18 protein-coding genes and 5 tRNA genes are annotated in these 19,550 nt (G+C 70.7%); 7 read left to right on the top strand and 16 right to left on the bottom strand.

The window, feature by feature from the left end:
- Nucleotides 1-128 precede the first annotated feature (128 nt).
- Both N4G66_RS34635 and N4G66_RS34630 read left to right on the top strand, forming a co-directional pair.
- Nucleotides 129-3,272, top strand: coding sequence for a BTAD domain-containing putative transcriptional regulator (locus N4G66_RS34635; RefSeq protein ID WP_261708251.1), 3,144 nt, complete (start codon nt 129-131; stop codon nt 3,270-3,272).
- 35 nt (nt 3,273-3,307) lie between these two features.
- Nucleotides 3,308-4,531, top strand: a complete 1,224-nt coding sequence (locus N4G66_RS34630) for an FAD-dependent monooxygenase (RefSeq protein ID WP_261708250.1) — start codon at nt 3,308-3,310, stop codon at nt 4,529-4,531.
- Between the two features lie 297 nt (nt 4,532-4,828).
- On the opposite strand, the gene N4G66_RS34625 is transcribed toward N4G66_RS34630, so the two are convergent.
- Nucleotides 4,829-5,794, bottom strand: coding sequence for a thiamine-phosphate kinase (locus N4G66_RS34625; RefSeq protein WP_261708249.1), 966 nt, complete (start codon nt 5,792-5,794; stop codon nt 4,829-4,831).
- Nucleotides 5,795-6,000: 206 nt separating this feature from the next.
- On the opposite strand from N4G66_RS34625, the gene N4G66_RS34620 reads away from it, so the two are divergent.
- Nucleotides 6,001-6,234, top strand: coding sequence for an Lrp/AsnC family transcriptional regulator (locus tag N4G66_RS34620; RefSeq protein ID WP_003997603.1), 234 nt, complete (start codon nt 6,001-6,003; stop codon nt 6,232-6,234).
- A gap of 20 nt (nt 6,235-6,254) precedes the next feature.
- A complete protein-coding gene (locus tag N4G66_RS34615; protein WP_261708248.1) occupies nt 6,255-6,764 on the top strand; it encodes a DUF3515 domain-containing protein in 510 nt (169 codons plus the stop codon).
- 20 nt (nt 6,765-6,784) lie between these two features.
- On the opposite strand, the gene N4G66_RS34610 is transcribed toward N4G66_RS34615, so the two are convergent.
- From N4G66_RS34610 to N4G66_RS34600, 3 genes are all read right to left on the bottom strand, one after another.
- Entirely contained in the window at nt 6,785-7,942 is a 1,158-nt protein-coding gene (locus N4G66_RS34610) for a D-alanine--D-alanine ligase family protein (protein ID WP_261708247.1), read from the bottom strand.
- A gap of 117 nt (nt 7,943-8,059) precedes the next feature.
- Nucleotides 8,060-9,070: an NAD(P)H-dependent glycerol-3-phosphate dehydrogenase gene (locus N4G66_RS34605; protein WP_261708246.1), complete on the bottom strand. Its 1,011-nt coding sequence runs from the start codon at nt 9,068-9,070 to the stop codon at nt 8,060-8,062.
- The gene (locus tag N4G66_RS34600) at nt 9,067-9,837 is read right to left on the bottom strand and encodes a lysophospholipid acyltransferase family protein (RefSeq protein ID WP_261708245.1); all 771 of its coding nucleotides are present in this window, start codon (nt 9,835-9,837) and stop codon (nt 9,067-9,069) included. Before N4G66_RS34600 ends, N4G66_RS34605 begins: the two co-directional genes overlap by 4 nt.
- A 144-nt stretch (nt 9,838-9,981) precedes the next feature.
- Here N4G66_RS34600 and cofC point away from each other — a divergent pair, with 144 nt between their 5' ends.
- Nucleotides 9,982-10,620 carry a 2-phospho-L-lactate guanylyltransferase gene (gene cofC, locus N4G66_RS34595; RefSeq protein WP_261708244.1) on the top strand — a complete coding sequence of 213 codons (639 nt, stop codon included), beginning with the start codon at nt 9,982-9,984 and terminating at the stop codon, nt 10,618-10,620.
- Between the two features lie 212 nt (nt 10,621-10,832).
- Nucleotides 10,833-11,036, top strand: a complete 204-nt coding sequence (locus tag N4G66_RS34590; RefSeq protein WP_261708243.1) for a hypothetical protein — start codon at nt 10,833-10,835, stop codon at nt 11,034-11,036.
- 87 nt (nt 11,037-11,123) lie between these two features.
- Here N4G66_RS34590 and N4G66_RS34585 read toward each other — a convergent pair whose 3' ends face one another.
- From N4G66_RS34585 to leuC, 4 genes are all read right to left on the bottom strand, one after another.
- Nucleotides 11,124-11,777 carry an HU family DNA-binding protein gene (locus tag N4G66_RS34585; RefSeq protein WP_261708242.1) on the bottom strand — a complete coding sequence of 218 codons (654 nt, stop codon included), beginning with the start codon at nt 11,775-11,777 and terminating at the stop codon, nt 11,124-11,126.
- 138 nt (nt 11,778-11,915) lie between these two features.
- Entirely contained in the window at nt 11,916-12,146 is a 231-nt protein-coding gene (locus N4G66_RS34580) for an SCO5555 family protein (protein ID WP_261708241.1), read from the bottom strand.
- 278 nt (nt 12,147-12,424) lie between these two features.
- Nucleotides 12,425-13,018, bottom strand: coding sequence for a 3-isopropylmalate dehydratase small subunit (gene leuD, locus N4G66_RS34575; RefSeq protein WP_261708240.1), 594 nt, complete (start codon nt 13,016-13,018; stop codon nt 12,425-12,427).
- Between the two features lie 5 nt (nt 13,019-13,023).
- Complete coding sequence (gene leuC, locus N4G66_RS34570; protein ID WP_261708239.1) at nt 13,024-14,448, bottom strand: 3-isopropylmalate dehydratase large subunit; 1,425 nt, start codon at nt 14,446-14,448, stop codon at nt 13,024-13,026.
- Nucleotides 14,449-14,639: 191 nt separating this feature from the next.
- Here leuC and ndgR point away from each other — a divergent pair, with 191 nt between their 5' ends.
- Entirely contained in the window at nt 14,640-15,356 is a 717-nt protein-coding gene (gene ndgR, locus N4G66_RS34565; protein ID WP_006383662.1) for an IclR family transcriptional regulator NdgR, read from the top strand.
- A gap of 281 nt (nt 15,357-15,637) precedes the next feature.
- Here ndgR and N4G66_RS34560 read toward each other — a convergent pair.
- The 8 genes from N4G66_RS34560 to N4G66_RS34525 all read right to left on the bottom strand — a co-directional run bounded on the left by N4G66_RS34560 (nt 15,638) and on the right by N4G66_RS34525 (nt 19,381).
- Nucleotides 15,638-15,710 (bottom strand) — tRNA-Glu (locus N4G66_RS34560).
- Between the two features lie 29 nt (nt 15,711-15,739).
- A tRNA-Gln gene (locus tag N4G66_RS34555) sits at nt 15,740-15,811 on the bottom strand.
- 14 nt (nt 15,812-15,825) lie between these two features.
- Nucleotides 15,826-15,898: transfer RNA gene (locus N4G66_RS34550), tRNA-Glu, on the bottom strand.
- A 62-nt stretch (nt 15,899-15,960) separates the two neighbouring features.
- Nucleotides 15,961-16,033: transfer RNA gene (locus N4G66_RS34545), tRNA-Glu, on the bottom strand.
- Between the two features lie 43 nt (nt 16,034-16,076).
- Nucleotides 16,077-16,148 (bottom strand) — tRNA-Gln (locus tag N4G66_RS34540).
- A gap of 90 nt (nt 16,149-16,238) precedes the next feature.
- Nucleotides 16,239-16,973, bottom strand: coding sequence for an HAD family hydrolase (locus tag N4G66_RS34535; RefSeq protein WP_261708238.1), 735 nt, complete (start codon nt 16,971-16,973; stop codon nt 16,239-16,241).
- 163 nt (nt 16,974-17,136) lie between these two features.
- The gene (gene gltX, locus N4G66_RS34530) at nt 17,137-18,612 is read right to left on the bottom strand and encodes a glutamate--tRNA ligase (RefSeq protein ID WP_261708237.1); all 1,476 of its coding nucleotides are present in this window, start codon (nt 18,610-18,612) and stop codon (nt 17,137-17,139) included.
- Nucleotides 18,605-19,381 carry a fumarylacetoacetate hydrolase family protein gene (locus N4G66_RS34525; RefSeq protein ID WP_261708236.1) on the bottom strand — a complete coding sequence of 259 codons (777 nt, stop codon included), beginning with the start codon at nt 19,379-19,381 and terminating at the stop codon, nt 18,605-18,607. Before N4G66_RS34525 ends, gltX begins: the two co-directional genes overlap by 8 nt.
- Nucleotides 19,382-19,550: the final 169 nt, after the last annotated feature.

Raw genomic sequence — 19,550 nt, 5'->3', positions numbered from 1 at the left:
TTGCTGCCCTCGTTCGTTCCCTCGCATACGCCGCCTCCCGCTCACGGGGCCTCGTGTGACGTCATGCGGTTTCACGCGGCGCCCTTCCCTCTGGCAGCGGCGCTCCGCCCGCTGCCAGAATCTGTCCAATGCGCTTCGGCATCCTGGGCCCCCTCGACATCCGCACCGAGGACGGCGGTCCGCTGGATCCCGGCGGACCCCGGCCCCGCGCCCTGCTCACCCTGCTCCTCCTCCACGCGGGGCGGACGGTGTCCACGCGGCGGCTCACCGACGGCCTGTACGGCGCCGAACCGCCGGCCGGGGCGGCCAACGCCCTCCAGTCCCAGATCTCCCGGCTGCGCAAACGGCTCGGCACCCCTCCGGAGATCGAGGCCACCCCGGCCGGCTACCGCATCCTCGTCTCCCCCGACTCCGTGGACGCCCACCGTTTCGAGCGCCTGGCCCGCGAGGGGCGCATCGCCCTCACGGGCGGCGATCACATGGCTGCGGCCGGCCTACTCCGGGAAGCGCTCGCCCTGTGGCGGGGCCCCGCTCTCGCCGACCTCCCGGACGCGCACGCCCAGGTCGCCCGCCTCGACCAGCTGCGGCTCGCCGCCTTCCAGGACCGCGTCGACGCCGACCTCGCGGTCGGCGGTGGCCCGGAACTCGTACCGGAGCTGCGCGAGCTGATCCGCTCGCATCCACTGGGCGAGCGGCTGTACGGACAGCTGATGCGGGCCCTGCACGCCGACGGGCGGCCCGCCGAGGCACTCGCGGTGTACGAGGAGGCCCGCCGTACGCTCGCCGCCGAACTCGGCGCCGATCCGTCGCCCGAACTGTCCGCGCTCCACCTTGAACTGCTCCAGGGCGCGAAGCCGGCCCGGCGGCGCCTTCCGGCCCAGCTGACCCGCTTCATCGGCCGCGACGCCGAACTGCGGCGGGTCGGGGATCTCCTCGCCGAGGCCCGTCTGGTGACGCTCACCGGACCGGGGGGAGCCGGAAAGACCCGCCTCGCGATCGAGGCGGCGCGCATCTGCGCAGGGGCAACGAGTACCGGCGACCCCGCCCCCGCACGCACCGGCACCGGCACCGGCACTCACAGCCACAGCCACAGCCACAGCCACAGCCACAGCCACGTAAACGCTTGCGCAAGCGCTTACGCGGACGTTTGCGTCGTCGAGCTGACCGACCTCACCGACGGCTCCCGGATCCCGTACGCCATCCTCACCGCACTCGGTGTCCACGAGGGATTCCGTACGCCGGCGAGCGACACCACGCGACGCCTCCTCGCCGCGCTGGAGGACCGTGAGCTGCTGCTGGTACTGGACAACTGCGAGCACCTGGTCGAGGAGGCGGCCCAGGTGGCCGCGCTGCTGCTCGGCGCCTGTCCCGGCGTGCGGATCCTCGCGACCAGCCGGGAATCGCTGGGCATCACGGGTGAGGTGCTCTGCCCGGTGCCGCCGCTGCCGCCGGAGGCCGCGGTGCGGCTCTTCCTCGACCGGGCGGCGGCCGTGCGGCCGGGTTTCACGGGGCACCCGCGCGTGGCCCGCATCTGTGCCGCGCTCGACGGGCTCCCGCTGGCCATCGAACTGGCCGCCGCCCGGCTGCGCACCCTCACCCCCGACGAACTCGCCGACCGCCTCGCCGACCGCCTCGGCGACCGCTTCCGCCTACTGTCCCGGGGTGATCGCACCAAGGCGCCCCGCCATCGCACACTGCGGGCGGTCGTGGAGTGGAGCTGGGACCTGCTGGACGAGGAGGAACGCGGGCTGGCGCGGCGGCTGACGGTGTTCTCCGGGGGCGCGACCCTCGCCGCGATCGAGGCCGTGTGCGCCGTGCCGTATCCCGAGGACCTGCTGGCCTCCCTGGTGGAGAAGTCGCTGCTGGAGGCCGTCGACGGGCGCTACCGGATGCTGGAGACCATCCGCGCGTTCGCCGCCGAGCACCTGGCGTCGGCCGGTGAGGAGGACCGGCTGCGGGACGCGCACGCCCGGTATTTCCTCGGCCTGGCCGAGGAGGCGGAACCGCATCTGCGGAGCGGCGGACAACTCCCCTGGCTGGCCCGGCTGAGCGCGGAGCGCGGAAACCTGGACGCGGCCCTGCACCGCCTCGTCCGCGCCGACCCGCGACGGGCCCTGCTCCTCATGGCCGTCCTGTCGTGGTTCTGGCGTCTGCGCGGGCTGCACGGCGAGCAGGTGCCGCTCGCCCGGGAACTGCTGACGGCCCTCGGCGACGGCCCTCCGCCGGGGCTGACGGAGGAGTACGTCCTGTGCCTGATCAACACGGTCTCCGGCGACGGCGACGATCCCTGTGCGCAGGAACGCCTGGACCGGGCCGCCGCCCTGTTCGCCACGCTGACCGAACCCCTGCGACTGCCCTTCGCCCTCGTGATGTGGTCGGTCGCGGACGGGCCGCGGCGCGTCACCGACGACCAGGTGCGCCGCCAGGCCGGCGACGCCCCCTGGGCACTGGCCCTGCTGGAGCTCGGTGACGGCCTCCAGCAGATGTTCGCCGGGCGGCCCGAGGCCGCCGAGGCGGCTTTCACCCGGGGACTGACCGGGTTCCGGGCCACCGGGTGCCGCTGGGGCCTGGCCAACTGCCTCGACTGGCTGGCGCTGCTGGCCGACGTGCGCGGCGAGCACCTGCGGGCCCTGGCCTTCATCGACGAGGCCCTGACGTACGTACGGGAGCTCGCGGCGTCGGAGGAGACCGGTGACCTGTTGCAGCGCCGGGCCACCGTCCTCCTGCATCTCGGGGACCTCGAAGGAGCGGCCGCGCACTACACGCGCGCCGCCTCCCTGGCCCGTACGGCCGGCGCCCCGGACAAGGTCGCGGCCGCGCACCGGGGTCTCGGCGACACGGCCCGGCAGCACGGGGACACGGCACGCGCGCGCGTGCACTACGAAAGCGCCCTGGAGGCGTGCGCGCGGAACTGGTTCAGCATCGGCGAGTCCGTGCGGATCCTGATCGGGCTGGGCCGCACCGCCCTCGCCGAGGGGCGCCCCGACGAGGCCCGTGACTGGTTCGCCCAGGCCGGTGCCCTCGCCCGCGAGGTGCACGGCGGACTCGAACTCGCGGACGTCGCCGAGGCGTCGGCCGCCGTCGCCAGGGCTCCCGAACAGGCCGCCGTCCTGCTCGGCGCGGCCGTCGTCCTGCGGGGCTTCGCGGCCGACGGCGACCCCGAGATCGTCCGTACCAGAGACCGCGTAAGAAGTCGGCTCTCCGCGGAGGCGTACGACAAGGCCTTCCGGAAGGGACGAAGCCTCGGGGCGGCGGCGGTCAGCGAACGGTAGGAGCACGGTCAGCGACGGCGGCGAAGGTTCCGGCCATGACGAAGAACCCGACAGAGAACCGCACCGGCAGGCTCGCCCACCTCGACGTCCTCATCTCGGGCGCCGGCGTCGCCGGGCCCACACTCGCCCTCGGCCTGGCGCGGTACGGCGCCCGTGTCACCGTCGTCGAGAAGGCGCCCGATCTGCGTGAGGGCGGGTTCCCGGTCGACTTCCGGGGCCAGGTGCACCGGACCGTGCTGACCTCGATGGGCATCTGGGACGAGATCCACGCCCGGCAGACCCACATGGGCCCGCAGACCGTCGTCGACGCCGACGGCACCCCGCGGGTCGAGCTGCCGGCCGAGATGATGAGCGGCGACGTGGAGATCCTCCGCGGCGACCTGGCCCGGATCATGTACGAACGCACCTCGGACCGGGTCGAGTACGTCTTCGGCGACTCGATCGCCACGCTCGGCGAGTCCCCCGACGGCGTCGACGTGACCTTCGAACGCGGCGCGCCCCGCCGTTTCGACCTCGTCGTGGGCGCCGACGGACTGCACTCCCTCACCCGCCGTCTGGTGTTCGGCGACGAATCCCGCCACCTGCGCTTCCTGGACCACTACGTGGCGGCCTTCAGCATCCCGAACCACCTGGGCCTGGACCGCGTCGGCCGGCTCTACAGCGAGCCGGGCCGGGCGGTCGCCATCGGCAACTACGACGGCGAACCGGACCGTTCGGGCGCGCTGCTCGTCTTCCGGTCGAAGAGGCTGGAGTTCGACCGGCGTGACATGGCCGCGCAGAAGCGGATCCTGGCCGAGCGGTTCGCCGGGATGAGCTGGGAGGCCCCGCGTGTCCTGAAGGCCCTGGAGGGGGCCGACGACCTGTACTTCGACGCCATCGCCCAGATCCATGTCGACCGGCTCACCCAGGGGCGGGTGGCGCTCCTCGGGGACGCCGGGTACGGCGCCACCATGGGAGGCATGGGAACCGGCGTCGCGATCGTGGCGGCGTACGTCCTGGCCGGTGAACTGGCTCTGGCGGGCGGCGACCACCGCACCGCGTTCGCCGAGTACGAGAACCGGATCCGGGACTTCGCCAAGGGCTGCCAGAAGATCTCCGGGAACGCGGGCCCGTTCTTCGCGCCGGCCACCGAGCGCAGGATCCGCGGCCGTGACCTCATGTACCGGCTCCTGAGCTCACGGCCGCTCGCGGGCTTCTTCAGAAGACTCACCGAGAAGGCCGCGACCGGCATCGAGCTGCGGGACTATCCGCGGCCGTGAGTCACAGGGGCATCCGCGGCCGTGAGCCGAGGGATCATCCGCGTCCGTAAGCCACGGAGCCATCCGCGCCCGTGAACCGCGGGACCTTCCGCGCCCGTGAACCGCGGGCCTGTCCCTGTGCACGCCGGTCCCCCGCGCGCGGGCACCGGGACACGGACAACTCGGCCACGGCCCGGGACAGTTCCACCATGCCCGGTCCACCGTGCCGACGGACGGCGTCATTTCACTCCCCGGACCCCGAAGTCCATTCCCCGGACGGCGTGTCGGACGCCGGAGGCGCGCCCCTGCGCCGTGGCCTCAGGACTCGATGTCCCCGAAGTGGTCCCAGCCGCCCTTCTTCGTCCAGGGGGCGCCGTCCACGGTCACCTGCGGCAGGGCCGACGGGTTGAGGACCTCGCCGATCACCTTCCAGCGTGCGGGCAGTTTCACGTCCGGCGGGAACGTCGCGACGATCGCGTGGTCCTCGCCCCCGGTGAGCACCCACTGGATGGGGTCGACGCCGACGGCCTGACCGATGTCGTTCATCTGGGAGGGGATGTCGATGTCCCCGGAGCGCACGTCGATGCGCACCTTGCTCGCCTCGGCGATGTGCCCGAGGTCGGCGATCAGGCCGTCGCTGACGTCCGTCATCGAGGTCGCGCCGAGCCCTGCGGCGGCCGGACCCGCGTGGTACGGCGGCTCGGGCCGGCGGTGGGCCTCGACGAAGGCACGCGGCGAGCGGAATCCCCGCGAGAGCACCGCGAACCCCGCCGCGGACCAGCCCAGCCAGCCGGTCACTGCGACGACGTCACCGGGCTGCGCGCCGGCCCGGGTGACCGGCTCGTGGTTGCGCAGATCGCCGAGCGCAGTGATCGCGATGGTGATGGTCTCGCCCCGTACGACATCCCCGCCGACCACGGCCGCGCCCGCGACCTGGCACTCGTCGCGCAGCCCGTCCATCAGCTCCGAGGGCCAGGTGGCCGGAAGCTCGGCGGGCACGACCAGGCCGAGCAGCAGCGCGGTCGGTACGGCGCCCATCGCGGCGATGTCCGCGAGGTTCTGCGCGGCCGCCTTGCGGCCGACGTCGTACGCGGTGGACCAGTCGCGGCGGAAGTGCCGTCCTTCGAGGAGGATGTCGGTGCTCGCCACGACCCTGCGGTCCGGCGCTGCCACCACCGCGGCGTCGTCGCCGGGGCCGACCCGGACCGCCGGGGTGGTGGTGAGACGCGAGGTGAGCTCTCGGATGAGCCCGAACTCCCCCAACTCGCCCACGGTGCCCTTCATGATCGTCGTGCTCCCTCTGTCGCTGCTCGTGCCCGGTCGCGAGCCGTCTGAGTACTCGGTACGGTCGAGTTGACCGTCAACTTGCGCAGTCCCTCCACCCCGGCGCGCGAGCCCCAGTCACCGCGGGTCTCCCCGTGGCGCGCGGCAACGCGATACCGTGGCGTTCCTTTTCCCCACATGATCCTCGTGGCCGCCCTGGAGGTTCCGTGGTACAGGCGTACATCCTGATCCAGACGGAGGTCGGCAAAGCGTCGACCGTCGCCGAGACGATCAGCAAGATCCCGGGGGTGATCCAGGCCGAGGACGTGACAGGACCGTACGACGTGATCGTGCGCGCCCAGGCGGACACCGTCGACGACCTCGGTCGCATGGTGGTCGCCAAGGTCCAGCAAGTGGACGGCATCACCCGCACCCTGACCTGCCCGGTCGTGCACCTGTAGCCCCCGTCTACCCTTGGCCGGTGAACTTCTTCCGTCACCGGCACACCGCTCTGCTCGGGCTGCCCGCTCTCGCAACGCTGATCGCGATCGCGGGCTGCTCCTCAGCAGACGACAGCACGTCCGTCGCGGTTCCGAGCCCGGACACGAAGGTCACCGAGCTGTGCCAGAACCTGGACAAGGTGCTGCCGCGGACAGTGGACGGCCGGGGCCGTGAGGACCCGGAGCCCCGGTCCGCGCTGACCGCGGGCTGGGGAAGCCCGGCGATCATACTGCGCTGCGGTGTCGAACGGCCTCCGAAGATGGTCGACCCGAAGGTGGCGACGGGCGACGACCCGAAGGCGGTCGGCGGCGGCGTGGACGGCGTCGACTGGCTGATGGAGAAGCAGGACGACGGGACGACCCGCCTCACCACCGCTTCGCGTCTGGCGTACGTCCAGGTCACGGTGGACGGGAGCGTCGATGTCTCCGGTGTGCTCGTCGACCTGGCCGCCTCCGTCAAGAAGGCGATCCCCAAGGGGATCGCCGACTGACACCGTGGTCCCGGGGATGCTCAGCGCAGCCCGGTGGACCGCCGCAGTGCCGCCTGGATCAGGCGGTCGACGAGCTCCGGGTAGCCGATGCCCGTCTCCCGCCACATCCGCGGGTACATGGAGATCGGCGTGAAGCCCGGCATCGTGTTGATCTCGTTGATCACGAACTCGCCGTCCTCGGTGAGGAAGAAGTCCGCGCGGACCAGGCCCTCGCAGGAGGCCGCTTCGAAGGCCTCGACGGCCAGGCGGCGGACCTCGGCGGTCTGCTCCCCGGTGAGCGGCGCGGGCACGATCCCGTCGGCCGCGTCGATGTACTTGGCCTCGAAGTCGTAGAAGGCGTGCGACTGCACGGGCGGGATCTCCGCGGGGACCGAGGCGCGCGGCCCGTCCTCGAACTCCAGCACCCCGCACTCGATCTCGCGGCCGCGCAGCAGCGCCTCCACGATGATCTTCGGGTCGTGGCGCTGGGCCTCCTCGATGGCCTCGTCGAGGCCCGAGAGGTCGTCGACCTTGGTGATGCCGAACGAGGAACCCGCGCGCGCGGGCTTCACGAAGAGCGGCCAGCCGTGCTCACCTGCGAAGTCGACGATCTTCTTGCGGGCGGCGGACTCGTCCTGCTGCCACTCACGCGGCCGGATCACGACGTACGGGCCCACCTTCAGGCCGAACGAGGTGAACACCCGCTTCATGTAGTCCTTGTCCTGGCCGACGGCCGAGGCGAGCACGCCCGAGCCGACGTAGGGGACGCCGGACAGTTCCAGGAGGCCCTGGAGGGTGCCGTCCTCGCCGTACGGGCCGTGCAGCATCGGGAAGACGACGTCGACCTCGCCGAGCGCCTTGGGGACCGAACCGGGTTCGCTGTAGACGACCTCGCGGTTGGCCGGGTCGACGGGGAGCACCACGCCGCCCTCGCTGGACTCGGCGAGCTGCTCGACGCTGGGCTGCTTGCGGTCGATGATCGCCATGCGTTCCGGCTCGTCCGCGGTGAGCGCCCAACGGCCGTCCTGGGTGATGCCGATCGGCAGTACGTCGTACTTCGTACGGTCGATGGCGCTGAGGACGGCGCCGGCCGTGACCACGGAGATCCCGTGTTCGGAGCTGCGGCCGCCGAAGACGACGGCCACGCGCGGCTTGCGAGGCGGCTGCTCAGGGTTCTGGGAGAGGTTCTCGGTGCTCATATCGGGTTGAGAGTACCCGGTGGTACGGCGGCGAGTCAGCGCCCCACGGCGGCCGTTGCTCAGCGTCGTTCCCACCGTTGCGGAGCGTCGCCCACCTGGCCGTTCGGCGGAGCCGGTTCAGCGGCGCTCGGGCTTCGCGCTGCGCGACATCAGCTCCTTGAGGGCGACCACCGGGGGCTTGCCCTCGTGGACGATGCTGACGACGGTCTCCGTGATCGGCATGTCGACGCCGTGCCTGCGGGCCAGATCCAGCACGGACTCACAGGACTTGACGCCCTCGGCGGTCTGCCGGGTGACCGCGATGGTCTCCTGGAGGGTCATGCCCCTGCCGAGGTTGATGCCGAAGGTGTGGTTGCGGGAGAGCGGCGAGGAGCAGGTCGCGGCGAGGTCGCCGAGGCCCGCGAGGCCCGAGAACGTCATCGGGTCCGCGCCCATGACGAGTCCGAGCCGGGTGGTCTCGGCCAGGCCGCGGGTGATCAGCGAGCCCTTGGCGTTGTCGCCCAGGCCCATGCCGTCGGCGATGCCCACGGCGAGACCGATCACATTCTTGACGGCACCGCCGAGTTCGCAGCCCACCACGTCGGTGTTCGTGTACGGACGGAAGTACGGCGTGTGGCAGGCGGCCTGGATGCGCCGGCCCACGGCCTCGTCCCGGCAGGCGACGACCGCGGCCGCGGGCATCCGCTGGGCGATCTCCTTGGCGAGGTTGGGGCCGGTGACCACGGCGACGCGGTCCGCGGAGACCTTGGCGACCTCCTCGATGACCTCGCTCATCCGCTTCACGGTGCCGAGTTCGACGCCCTTCATCAGCGAGACGAGCACGGTGTCCGGGGCGAGCAGCGGCACCCATTCCGCGAGGTTCCCGCGCAGCGTCTGGGAGGGCACGGCGAGCACGGTGAAGTCGGCGTCGCGCGCGGCCTCGGCCGGGTCGGAGGTGGCCCGCAGGTTCTCGGGGAGTTCGATCCCCGGGAGGTAGTCCGGGTTCATCCGCGTGGAGTTGACCGCGTCGGCGAGTTCGGGACGGCGCGCCCACAGGGTGACGTCGCACCCCGCGTCGGCGAGCACCATGCCGAAGGCCGTACCCCACGATCCGGTCCCGAAGACGGCCGCCCTGACCGGCTTGCTCACGTGCCCTGCCCTTCTTCCTGCTGTGCTTTTCCCTTGGTCACGGCCTTGCGGCGCTGCGCGATACGCACCTCGCGCGGGTCGTACACGTTCTCGGGCGCCTTCTCGCCGCGGATCAGCTCCAGCTGCGCGGTGACGGCGGCCATGATGACCTCCGTGACCTCCTTCAGGAGGTCCGGGTTCATCTCCCTGTCGTAGAAGTGCGACAGGTCCACCGGCGGGCCCGCGAGCACGTGGTGGGTCTTGCGCGGAAGGACGTTGGGCTTCTTGGCATACGGAGGCAGCAGTTCGTTGGCGCCCCACTGGGCGACCGGAATCACCGGGCACTTGGTCTGCAGGGCGACTCTGGCCGCACCGGTCTTGCCGGTCATCGGCCAGCCGTCGGGGTCACGGGTGAGCGTGCCCTCGGGGTAGAACGCCACGCACTCACCGCGTTCCACGGCGTCGATCGCGGCCCGGAAGGCACTCAGCGCGTCGGTGCTCTCGCGGTAGACGGGAATCTGTCCGGTGCCGCGCATCGCGGCACCGACGAATCCGTTCTTGAAAAGCCCGGCCTTCGCCAGGAAGCGCGGAACACGCCCGGTGTTGTACTGGTAGTGCGCATACGCGAACGGGTCCACGTGGGAATTGTGGTTCACCGCGGTGATAAATCCGCCCTCGGCCGGAATGTTCTCCATTCCTCGCCAGTCCCGCTTGATCAGAACCACCAGCGGCGGTTTGCAGAGAACCGCTGCGAAGCGGTACCAGAAGCCGATTCTGCGGCGGGGCACGCGGACACCTTCCTCTAGAGCCTGGGGGGCCGCACAAGTGTCGCTCCAGGCCGCCTGTCTGTCGAGAACACCGTACGCCCCGGCGCCCGGACCGCCAGTGTGACCGGGTCACAATAGGGCGTGACTGGAGAGGGTGGAGCGCTCGTGCGGTGGACCTTGGTCGTACCCCTCAAACCTTTGGCGCGGGCCAAGAGCAGGCTGGCGGACACCGCCTCCGACGTAGTGCGCCCCGGCCTCGCGCTCGCGTTCGCGCAGGACACCGTGGCGGCGGCGCTGGCCTGCGCCGCGGTCCGGGATGTGGCGGTCGTCACGGGGGACGCGCTGGCCGGGCGGGAACTGTCCGCGCTGGGCGCGCGCATCGTCGCGGACGAGCCGGGAGGGGGTCTCAACGCGGCACTCACACACGGAGCGAGGGCCGTACGGTCCCGGGATCCCGAAAGTGCCGTTGCGGCCCTGAACGCCGATCTGCCCGCTCTGCGTCCCCTGGAATTGGCCCGGGTGCTGGCCGCCGCCGGTGAATTCCCCCGCGCTTTTCTGGCCGATGCCGCCGCAATCGGCACCACCCTCCTGGCCGCTTCTCCGGGCCGGGAATTGCTCCCCGCTTTCGGCGGCGATTCCCGGGCCCGCCATCGCGCCTCGGGAGCCGCGGAACTCCGTCTCGACGCGGTGCATTCCGTACGACAGGACGTGGACACCCGGGACGACCTGCGGGCGGCGCTGACGCTCGGCGTGGGGCCCCGCACGGCCGCCGCGGCGGCGGGGTTGCTGATTCCCGGGCAGTAGGCGGCGGCAGGCCGGTTCGTCCACGGCGGGCCGCTCCCCCACCGGTTCGCCGGCCGCCCGTTCCGTCGCCCCACTGGAGAGTCCGGTACGGGGCCGAGCCGGAGCCCCTACGGCCCGAGCCGGGGTCCGCGCGGCCGGGCGAGGCGGGCGGCCGGGCGAGGCGGGCGTCCCTCGCGCGGCGCTCCGCGCGGCGCTGTCAGTAGGCTGCCCCCATGCAGGCGACCTCGTACACGTACGACCCCGAGACCCGCAGCGGACAGGTGCTGCTCGACGACGGCACTCCGGTGCCCTTCGACGGGCCGGCGTTCGACGCCGGCGGGCTGCGGCTGCTGCGGCCGGGCCAGCGCGTGCGGATCGAGACCGAGGGCGAGGGCGCGGAGCGCCGGATCACCCTGATCACGCTGCAGACGTTCTGAACATGCCGCAGACGTTCTGAACATGCCGCGGGCCGGGCTCCCGGTGGGAGCCCGGCCCGGCGCGTGAGGTACCCCTGCGCCCGGCTTCTAGCGGGCGGTGGCCTTCTTGGCGGTGGTCTTGCGAGCCGTCGACTTCTTGGCGGGGGCCTTCTTGGCCGTGGCCTTCTTCGCCGGAGCCTTCTTGGCGGCGGCCTTCTTGGCGGTGGTCGTCTTCGCCGCGGTCTTCTTGGCCGCGGCCGTCTTCGCCGTCGTCGTCTTCGCCGTCGTCTTCTTCGCCGCGGTCTTCTTCGCGGTGGCCGTGGTCTTCTTCGCGACCGCCTTCTTCGCGACCGCGGCCCTCCCGACCGCCGCCTTCCTGGCGGTGGTGGCCTTCTTGGCCGCGGCCTTCTTCACCGTCGCCGAAGCTCCGCCGGAGAGGCTGCCCTTCGGGGCCTTCTTGACCGCGACGTCGTTCTTCGGGAGCTTCTTCGAGCCGCTCACCAGGTCCTTGAAGCCCTGGCCGGCACGGAAGCGCGGCACAGAGGTCTTCTTGACCCGGACACGCTCACCCGTCTGCGGGTTGCGGGCGTAACGAGCCGGACGGTCAACCTTCTCGAAGGAACCGAAGCCGGTGACCGAGACCCGGTCTCCGCTGACAACCGCACGGACGATGGCGTCCAGTACCGCGTCGACCGCGTCGGCGGCCTGCTGACGCCCGCCGACCTTGTCGGCAATCGCTTCTACGAGCTGCGCCTTGTTCACGTCTTCCCCTTCGGAGACATTGCCCGAACGAATGCGTTCAAGCTTTTTCGCACGTTAGGCAGATATATACCGCAAATCAAACACGAAACGGGCTAATCACCCTTGTGCCGCAACGAACTCGGGCCGCAGCGGAAGTCCTCAGCGTTCCCCTTCGAGGAATCGACCCTCGTCGAGGTCGGTGGTGAACCGCTCCAGACGCCTTGCCGCATCGGCGAGATCGTGCTTGGCCGCGGCCGTAATGACCAGCAGCTTCCGGGTCAGCGCCATCCGTACGCCCTCCGGGACTTGCAGTGCGCGCACTCTTGTGTGCGCTTCCTTGAGTTGGACCGCGACCGCCGCGTAGAGCTCGAGTTGGCCGTCACGTTCCATGCACAGATTGTGCCATCTGGGGCGAGTTGTCGCCTGCGCAGGGGGTAACTGCCGCCCCCCGGAGGCCTCCTGACCACCCTGGCCAGAAGTCGCCCCAGCATCCGCCTACCCAGGCAACCTCCCTTGTAACTAAGGGAGTTGGCATGCTTCTCGAGGGCACGCGGGAGCCGTGCGGGAGCAGAAACAGCTGTACCCCCAACCGTCCACGATTGGGGGTACAGAGGGGTGTTGCGGTGGCTGAAATCAGTCTTGACCCGGCCGCGATCCGGCCCTGAGCGTCAGACCTGCAGCGTCTTCGGCTTGTGCGACGGCCGCTTGGCCTCGTACGCCGCGATGTCGCCCTCGTTCTGGAGGGTGATGGAGATGTCGTCCAGCCCGTTCAGCAGCCGCCAGCGGGCGTTCTCGTCGAGCTCGAAGGCGGCGGTGATGCCCTCGGCGCGCACCTCACGGGCCTGGAGGTCGACGGTGATCTCGGCCTCGGGGTCGTTCTCCGTCAGCTCCTGGAGCGCGTCCACGATCTTCTGCTCCAGAACCACCGTGAGCAGGCCGTTCTTGAGCGAGTTGCCGCGGAAGATGTCGGCGAACCGGGACGAGACGACGGCCTTGAAGCCGTAGTTCTGGAGCGCCCAGACCGCGTGCTCGCGGGAGGAGCCCGTACCGAAGTCGGGACCCGCCACCAGAACCGTGGCGCCCTTGCGCTCGGGCTGGTTGAGGATGAAGGACGCGTCCTTGCGCCAGGCCTCGAAGAGACCGTCCTCGAAGCCGTCCCTGGTCACCTTCTTGAGCCAGTGGGCGGGGATGATCTGGTCGGTGTCGACGTTGCTGCGGCGCAGCGGGACGGCCCGGCCGGTGTGCGTGGTGAATGCTTCCATGGCTCTCAGACTCCAGCGGGCACAGGGGCGTCGGACAGATCGGCCGGGGAGGCCAGGTGGCCGAGGACCGCCGACGCGGCGGCAACCTGCGGCGAGACCAGATGTGTACGGCCGCCCTTGCCCTGCCTGCCCTCGAAGTTGCGGTTGGAGGTGGACGCGGAGCGCTCACCGGGTGCCAGCTGGTCGGGGTTCATGCCCAGACACATCGAGCAGCCCGCGTGCCGCCATTCGGCGCCGGCCTCCTTGAAGACCACGTCCAGGCCCTCGGAGACGGCCTGCAGACCGACCCGCGCGGAGCCGGGGACGACCAGCATCCGTACGCCGTCGGCGACTTTGCGGCCCTCGACGATCTCGGCGGCCGCACGCAGGTCCTCGATACGGCCGTTGGTGCACGAACCTACGAAGACGGTGTCGACCTTGATGTCGCGCAGCGGCTGTCCGGCGGTCAACCCCATGTATTCCAGGGCCTTTTCGGCGGCGTGGCGCTCCGAAGCGTCTTCGTACGAAGCCGGGTCGGGGACGTTCGCCGAAAGCGGCGCTCCCTGGCCGGGGTTGGTGCCCCAGGTGACGAACGGCGACAGGGAGGCGGCGTCGATGACGACCTCCGCGTCGAATTCGGCGTCGTCGTCGGACTTCAGGGTCTTCCAGTATTCGACCGCGGCGTCCCAGTCCTCGCCCTCGGGGGCGTGCGCACGGCCCTTGAGGTACGCGAAGGCGGTCTCGTCGGGGGCGATCATGCCCGCACGGGCGCCGGCCTCGATCGACATGTTGCAGATGGTCATCCGGGCCTCCATCGAGAGCTTCTCGATGGCGGGGCCGCGGTATTCCAGGATGTAGCCCTGGCCGCCGCCGGTACCGATCTTGGCGATGATCGCCAGGATCAGGTCCTTGGCGCTGACGCCGTCGGGCAACTCGCCGTCGACCGTGATGGCCATGGTCTTCGGGCGGGCCAGCGGCAGCGTCTGGGTGGCCAGCACATGCTCGACCTGCGAGGTGCCGATGCCGAACGCCAGGGCGCCGAAGGCACCGTGCGTGGAGGTGTGGGAGTCACCGCAGACCACCGTGGTGCCCGGCTGGGTCAGACCCAGCTGGGGTCCCACCACGTGCACGACGCCCTGCTCGACGTCGCCCAGCGAGTGCAGCCGCACGCCGAACTCGGCGGCGTTCTTGCGCAGCGTCTCCAGCTGGACCCGGGAGACCGGGTCGGCGATGGGCTTGTCGATGTCGAGGGTCGGGGTGTTGTGGTCCTCGGTGGCGATGGTGAGGTCGAGGCGGCGCACCGGGCGCCCCGCCTGACGCAGGCCGTCGAAGGCCTGCGGGCTGGTCACCTCGTGCAGCAGGTGCAGATCGATGAAGAGGAGGTCGGGTTCGCCATCGGCGCGCCGGACGACATGGTCGTCCCAGACCTTCTCCGCGAGTGTCCTACCCATCGCTTTCCCTCCGGCCGGCTTGTGTGGCGCCGGCCCAACTAGAGATTTCCGGGGCGGTGAACGTCCGTACCCCTTGTACCGGACGTCGTCCGCCGGACCCGTTGGTCCGCGGGCCGCTGTGTCTACAAGGGTGGCGCGTTCCACCGAAAATTGAACTTGCGTTTCACAGAGTGAGACGCGAGTATCGTTTCATGGACAACAGTAGCGGCGTCGGCGTTCTGGACAAGGCAGCCCTTGTCCTGAGCGCTCTGGAGTCCGGTCCGGCCACCCTCGCGGGCCTGGTCGCGGCGACCGGACTGGCACGACCCACGGCACATCGCCTCGCCGTGGCACTTGAACACCACCGCATGGTGGCGCGCGACATGCAGGGCCGTTTCATTCTCGGACCCCGGCTCGCCGAGCTGGCCGCGGCCGCGGGTGAGGATCGTCTCCTCGCGACGGCGGGCCCGGTGCTCACACACCTGCGGGACCTCACGGGCGAGAGCGCGCAGCTCTACCGCCGCCAGGGCGACATGCGCATCTGCGTCGCCGCGGCCGAGCGGCTGTCCGGCCTGCGGGACACCGTCCCGGTCGGCTCCACCCTCACCATGAAGGCGGGCTCCTCCGCCCAGATCCTGATGGCCTGGGAAGAGCCCGAGCGGCTGCACCGCGGCCTGCAGGGCGCCCGCTTCACCGCCACCGCCCTGTCGGGGGTACGGCGCCGGGGCTGGGCCCAGTCGATCGGTGAGCGCGAGCCGGGCGTGGCGTCCGTCTCCGCACCGGTCCGCGGCCCCTCGAACCGTGTCGTGGCCGCCGTCTCGGTCTCCGGACCGATCGAGCGCCTGACCCGTCACCCCGGCCGTATGCACGCCCAGGCGGTCATCGACGCGGCCGGCCGCCTCTCCGAGGCCCTGCGCCGCACGGGCTGACCGTCGCTCCGAACTTCCCGCGCGCGACGGGACGGGCCGGCCTCAACGCCGCGGCAGGCCCTCCCCGAAGCGCACCGTCCCGTACGCGGGGTGTACCGGCCCCCGAGGCCGGTACACCCCGCGCTGTCTTTTCCGGCGTGACCGAACTCATGACGGCGTACGCCGAGTTGATCTCCGGCCCGGGCTCGAGAAGTCGATCTCCGGTCGGCGGTCGGCGGTCGAGAATGCGTCCGGGGACGCCGAAAGGGCCCCCACCGAAGTGAAGACCCTTTCGAACCGTGTACCCCCGACCGGATTCGAACCGGCGCTACTGCCGTGAGAGGGCAGCGTGCTAGGCCGCTACACAACGGGGGCCTGAATCTTGCGTTTCCGCAGATCAGAAGCTGGGCTACCAGGACTCGAACCTAGAATGACGGTACCAGAAACCGTAGTGTTGCCAATTACACCATAGCCCATGGTGGTTTAACCGTACCCCCGACCGGATTCGAACCGGCGCTACTGCCGTGAGAGGGCAGCGTGCTAGGCCGCTACACAACGGGGGCCCTAGCGATCCTGCATGAGGGGCAGCGGGTGCGACCCGAACTGCCTCCCTGGGAAGGATCTGTACCCCCGACCGGATTCGAACCGGCGCTACTGCCGTGAGAGGGCAGCGTGCTAGGCCGCTACACAACGGGGGCGTTGCGGATCTGGATCTCCGCATGTGCAGATGAGCTCTGCGAGCTGGCCTACCAGGACTCGAACCTAGAATGACGGTACCAGAAACCGTAGTGTTGCCAATTACACCATAGGCCACTGAAACGCAACCCCACACGGGGATCTTGTTTTAGCTAGCACCTCCGAGCTCCGGCCTTTCGGCCCGCTCCCGGCGGCGCAGAAGGAACATTACCCGAAGGTGGACCACGCTCCAAAACGGGTATCGGCGCCGAGGACCGCGGGCAACTCGGCCAGCGATCCGATGCGATGCGGACCCGTCCGCCCGACGGCGCCGGCGGGGTGGGTGCCGTCACGGTCGATCCAGACCGAGAGCAGACCCGCGTCGGCCGCGCCCCGTCCGTCGATCTCCGGATGGTCCCCGACGTAGGCGACCCGGTGCGGCGGCAGGCCCAGGGCGTCGCAGGCCGCGTGGAAGGCGGCCGCGGCGGGTTTGGACACACCGAGCTCGGCGGCGCACAGGATCGCCTCGAAGCGGTCGTGCACACCGAGGACGCGCAGCTTGCGGTCCTGCACGAGGAGGCTGGAGTTGGACAGGACCGCGTGCCGGTGGCTGGCGCCGAGGGCGTCCAGGGCGGGCAGGACGTCCGGGAAGAGGCTCCAGGCGCATTCGTAGTGCGTGATGTACCGGTCGAACCACGCGTCGGCCTCGGTGTCGCTCAGCGGCTCCCCCAGGAACACCCTGACGCGCTCCCGTCGCTGGCCCGGCCAGTCCGTCTCGCCCGCCGAGAACCGCGCCCACTGCGCGTCGGTGACCTCCCGCCAGCGCGTGAGGGCCTGTTCGACGGTCGTGCGGCCGTCGAGCAGGCCCTCGGCCGCGAGATGGTCCCGCATGCCGGCCCGGTCCGCGGCCGTGTAGTCGAAGAGCGTGTCGTCGATGTCCCAGACCACGGCGTCGATGCCCATGGAGCGACCGTATCCCCGGGCACGGCCCGCTGTCCCTCGGCCGGTCGTGTTCGTCCGCGATCGACCGCCGGCCGGCCGCCACGGGTGCGGGGTGACGGGTCGGCTTACACGAAGGGGGGTGGTGCCCGAACCGGGCACCACCCCCCTCACCTACGTCTTCCGCCTACGCGGCGAGCCGCTCCAGTGCGGCGTCGACGCGGGCCAGCGTCCTCTCCTTGCCCAGGATCTCCAGGGACTCGAAGAGCGGCAGGCCGACCGTGCGGCCGGTGACGGCCACACGGACCGGGGCCTGCGCCTTGCCGAGCTTGAGTCCGTGCTCCTCACCGGCGGCCAGGACGGCCTCCTTGAGGGACTCCGGGGAGGACCAGTCGGCCGCGTCCAGCTTCTCGCGGGCCGTGCGGAGCAGGGCGTCGCTGCCCTCCTTCATGGCCTTGGTCCAGGACGCCTCGTCGACGGCCGGCTCCGGCAGGAACAGGAAGTCGACGTTGTCCGTGATCTCGGAGAGGACCTTCATGCGCGACTGGGCGTGCGGGGCGATCGCCTGCCACTTCGCCTCGTCGAAGTCCTCCGGCGCCCAGGGCGCGAAGGGGGCGCGCAGCCACGGGGCGCAGCGCTCGGTGAAGTCCTTCACATCGAGCAGGCGGATGTGGTCGGCGTTGATCGCCTCGCACTTCTTCAGGTCGAAGCGGGCCGGGTTCGGGTTCACGTCCGTGACGTCGAACGCGGCGACCATCTCGTCGATGGAGAAGATGTCGCGGTCCGCCGCGAGCGACCAGCCGAGCAGGGAGAGGTAGTTCAGCAGACCCTCGGGGAGGAAACCGCGCTCCCTGTAGAGGTTGAGCGAGGACTCCGGGTCACGCTTGGAGAGCTTCTTGTTGCCCTCGCCCATCACGTACGGGAGGTGGCCGAAGGCCGGGGTCTCCTTGGCGATGCCCAGCTCGGTCAGCGCCTTGTAGAGGGCGATCTGCCGCGGGGTGGAGGAGAGCAGGTCCTCGCCGCGCAGGACGTGGGTGATCTCCATCAGGGCGTCGTCGACGGGGTTGACCAGTGTGTACAGCGGCGCGCCGTTGGCCCGGACGATGCCGTAGTCCGGGACGTTCTCCGGGAGGTACGTGATCTCGCCGCGGACCAGGTCGTCGAAGGTGATCGCCTCGTCGGGCATCCGGAAGCGGACGATGGGCTCGCGGCCCTCGGCCTCGTAGGCGGCCTTCCGCTCGGCGGAGAGGTCGCGGCAGTGGCCGTCGTAGCCGGAGGGCTTGCCGGCGGCGCGGGCGGCGTCGCGGCGGGTGTCCAGCTCCTCGGTCGAGCAGTAGCAGTGGTACGCGTGGCCCGCGTCCAGCAGCTTGCGGGCGACATCCTGGTAGATGTCCATGCGCTGCGACTGGCGGTACGGCGCGTGCGGGCCGCCGATCTCGGGGCCCTCGTCCCAGTCGAAGCCGAGCCAGCGCATCGAGTCGAGCAGCTGGTCGTAGGACTCCTCGGAGTCACGGGCCGCGTCGGTGTCCTCGATACGGAAGACCAGGGTGCCTTCGTTGTGCCGGGCGAACGCCCAGTTGAACAGGGCGGTGCGGACCAGGCCCACGTGGGGGTTGCCGGTCGGGGACGGACAGAAACGTACGCGGGGGGTCGCGTTAGCCACGCTTGATCACCTTGTTGGTGAGAGTGCCGATGCCTTCGATGGTGACGGCGACCTCGTCGCCGACGTTCAGGGGGCCGACCCCAGCCGGGGTGCCGGTGAGGATCACGTCGCCGGGGAGCAGCGTCATGGCCTCGGTGATGTTGACGATCAGATCCTCGATGGAGTGGATCATCTCGCTGGTGCGGCCGAGCTGCCGCTGCTGCCCGTTGACCGTGCACTGGATGGTCAGGTCGGAGGGGTCGAGGTCCGTCTCCACCCAGGGGCCGAGCGGGCAGGAACTGTCGAAGCCCTTGGCCCGGGCCCACTGCTTCTCGCGCTTCTGGACGTCGCGGGCGGTGACGTCGTTGGCGCAGGTGTAGCCGAGGATGACGTCCTTGACCCGCTCGCGCGGGACCTCACGGCACATCCGGCCGATGACGACCGCGAGCTCGGCCTCGTGGTGGAGCTCGCTGGAGAAGGAGGGGTACTGGATCGGGTCGCCCGGACCGGTCACCGAGGTCGACGGCTTGAAGAAGGCGAACGGGGCGTCGGGCACCTCGTTGCCGAGCTCCTTGGCGTGCTCCGCGTAGTTGCGGCCGAAGGCCACGACCTTGTTCGGGAGCACCGGCGGCAGCAGCCGGACCTTGTTCAGCGGGACCTTCGTACCGGAGAGCTCGAAGTCCGCGAACGGGATGCCCTTGATGATGTCGAGGACGAGCTCGTCCGGCTTGTCGCCCTCGACCGCGCCGAAAGCGACGTTGCCGTCGATGGAGAATCTGGCGATGCGCACGGGATCCTTGCGCCCCTCACTGAGCTGGCTGGAGTCTGACGCTCCAGGCTAACGCGGCAAGGGCTGCGGGCTTCGCGTATATCCGCCGCGCCGGTGAGCGGCGGGGCCTGTCATCCGGGGCGGTGGGGTGCCGGGGCGCCCGTCGAGGGGCGGGCCTGACCATGATCGT

This window comes from Streptomyces rhizosphaerihabitans (assembly GCF_025399795.1).
GTDB classification, from domain to species: Bacteria; Actinomycetota; Actinomycetes; order Streptomycetales; family Streptomycetaceae; genus Streptomyces; species Streptomyces rhizosphaerihabitans.
The sequence above is the reverse complement of the archived record's forward strand: the minus strand, read 5'-3'. Positions and strand labels throughout refer to the sequence as shown.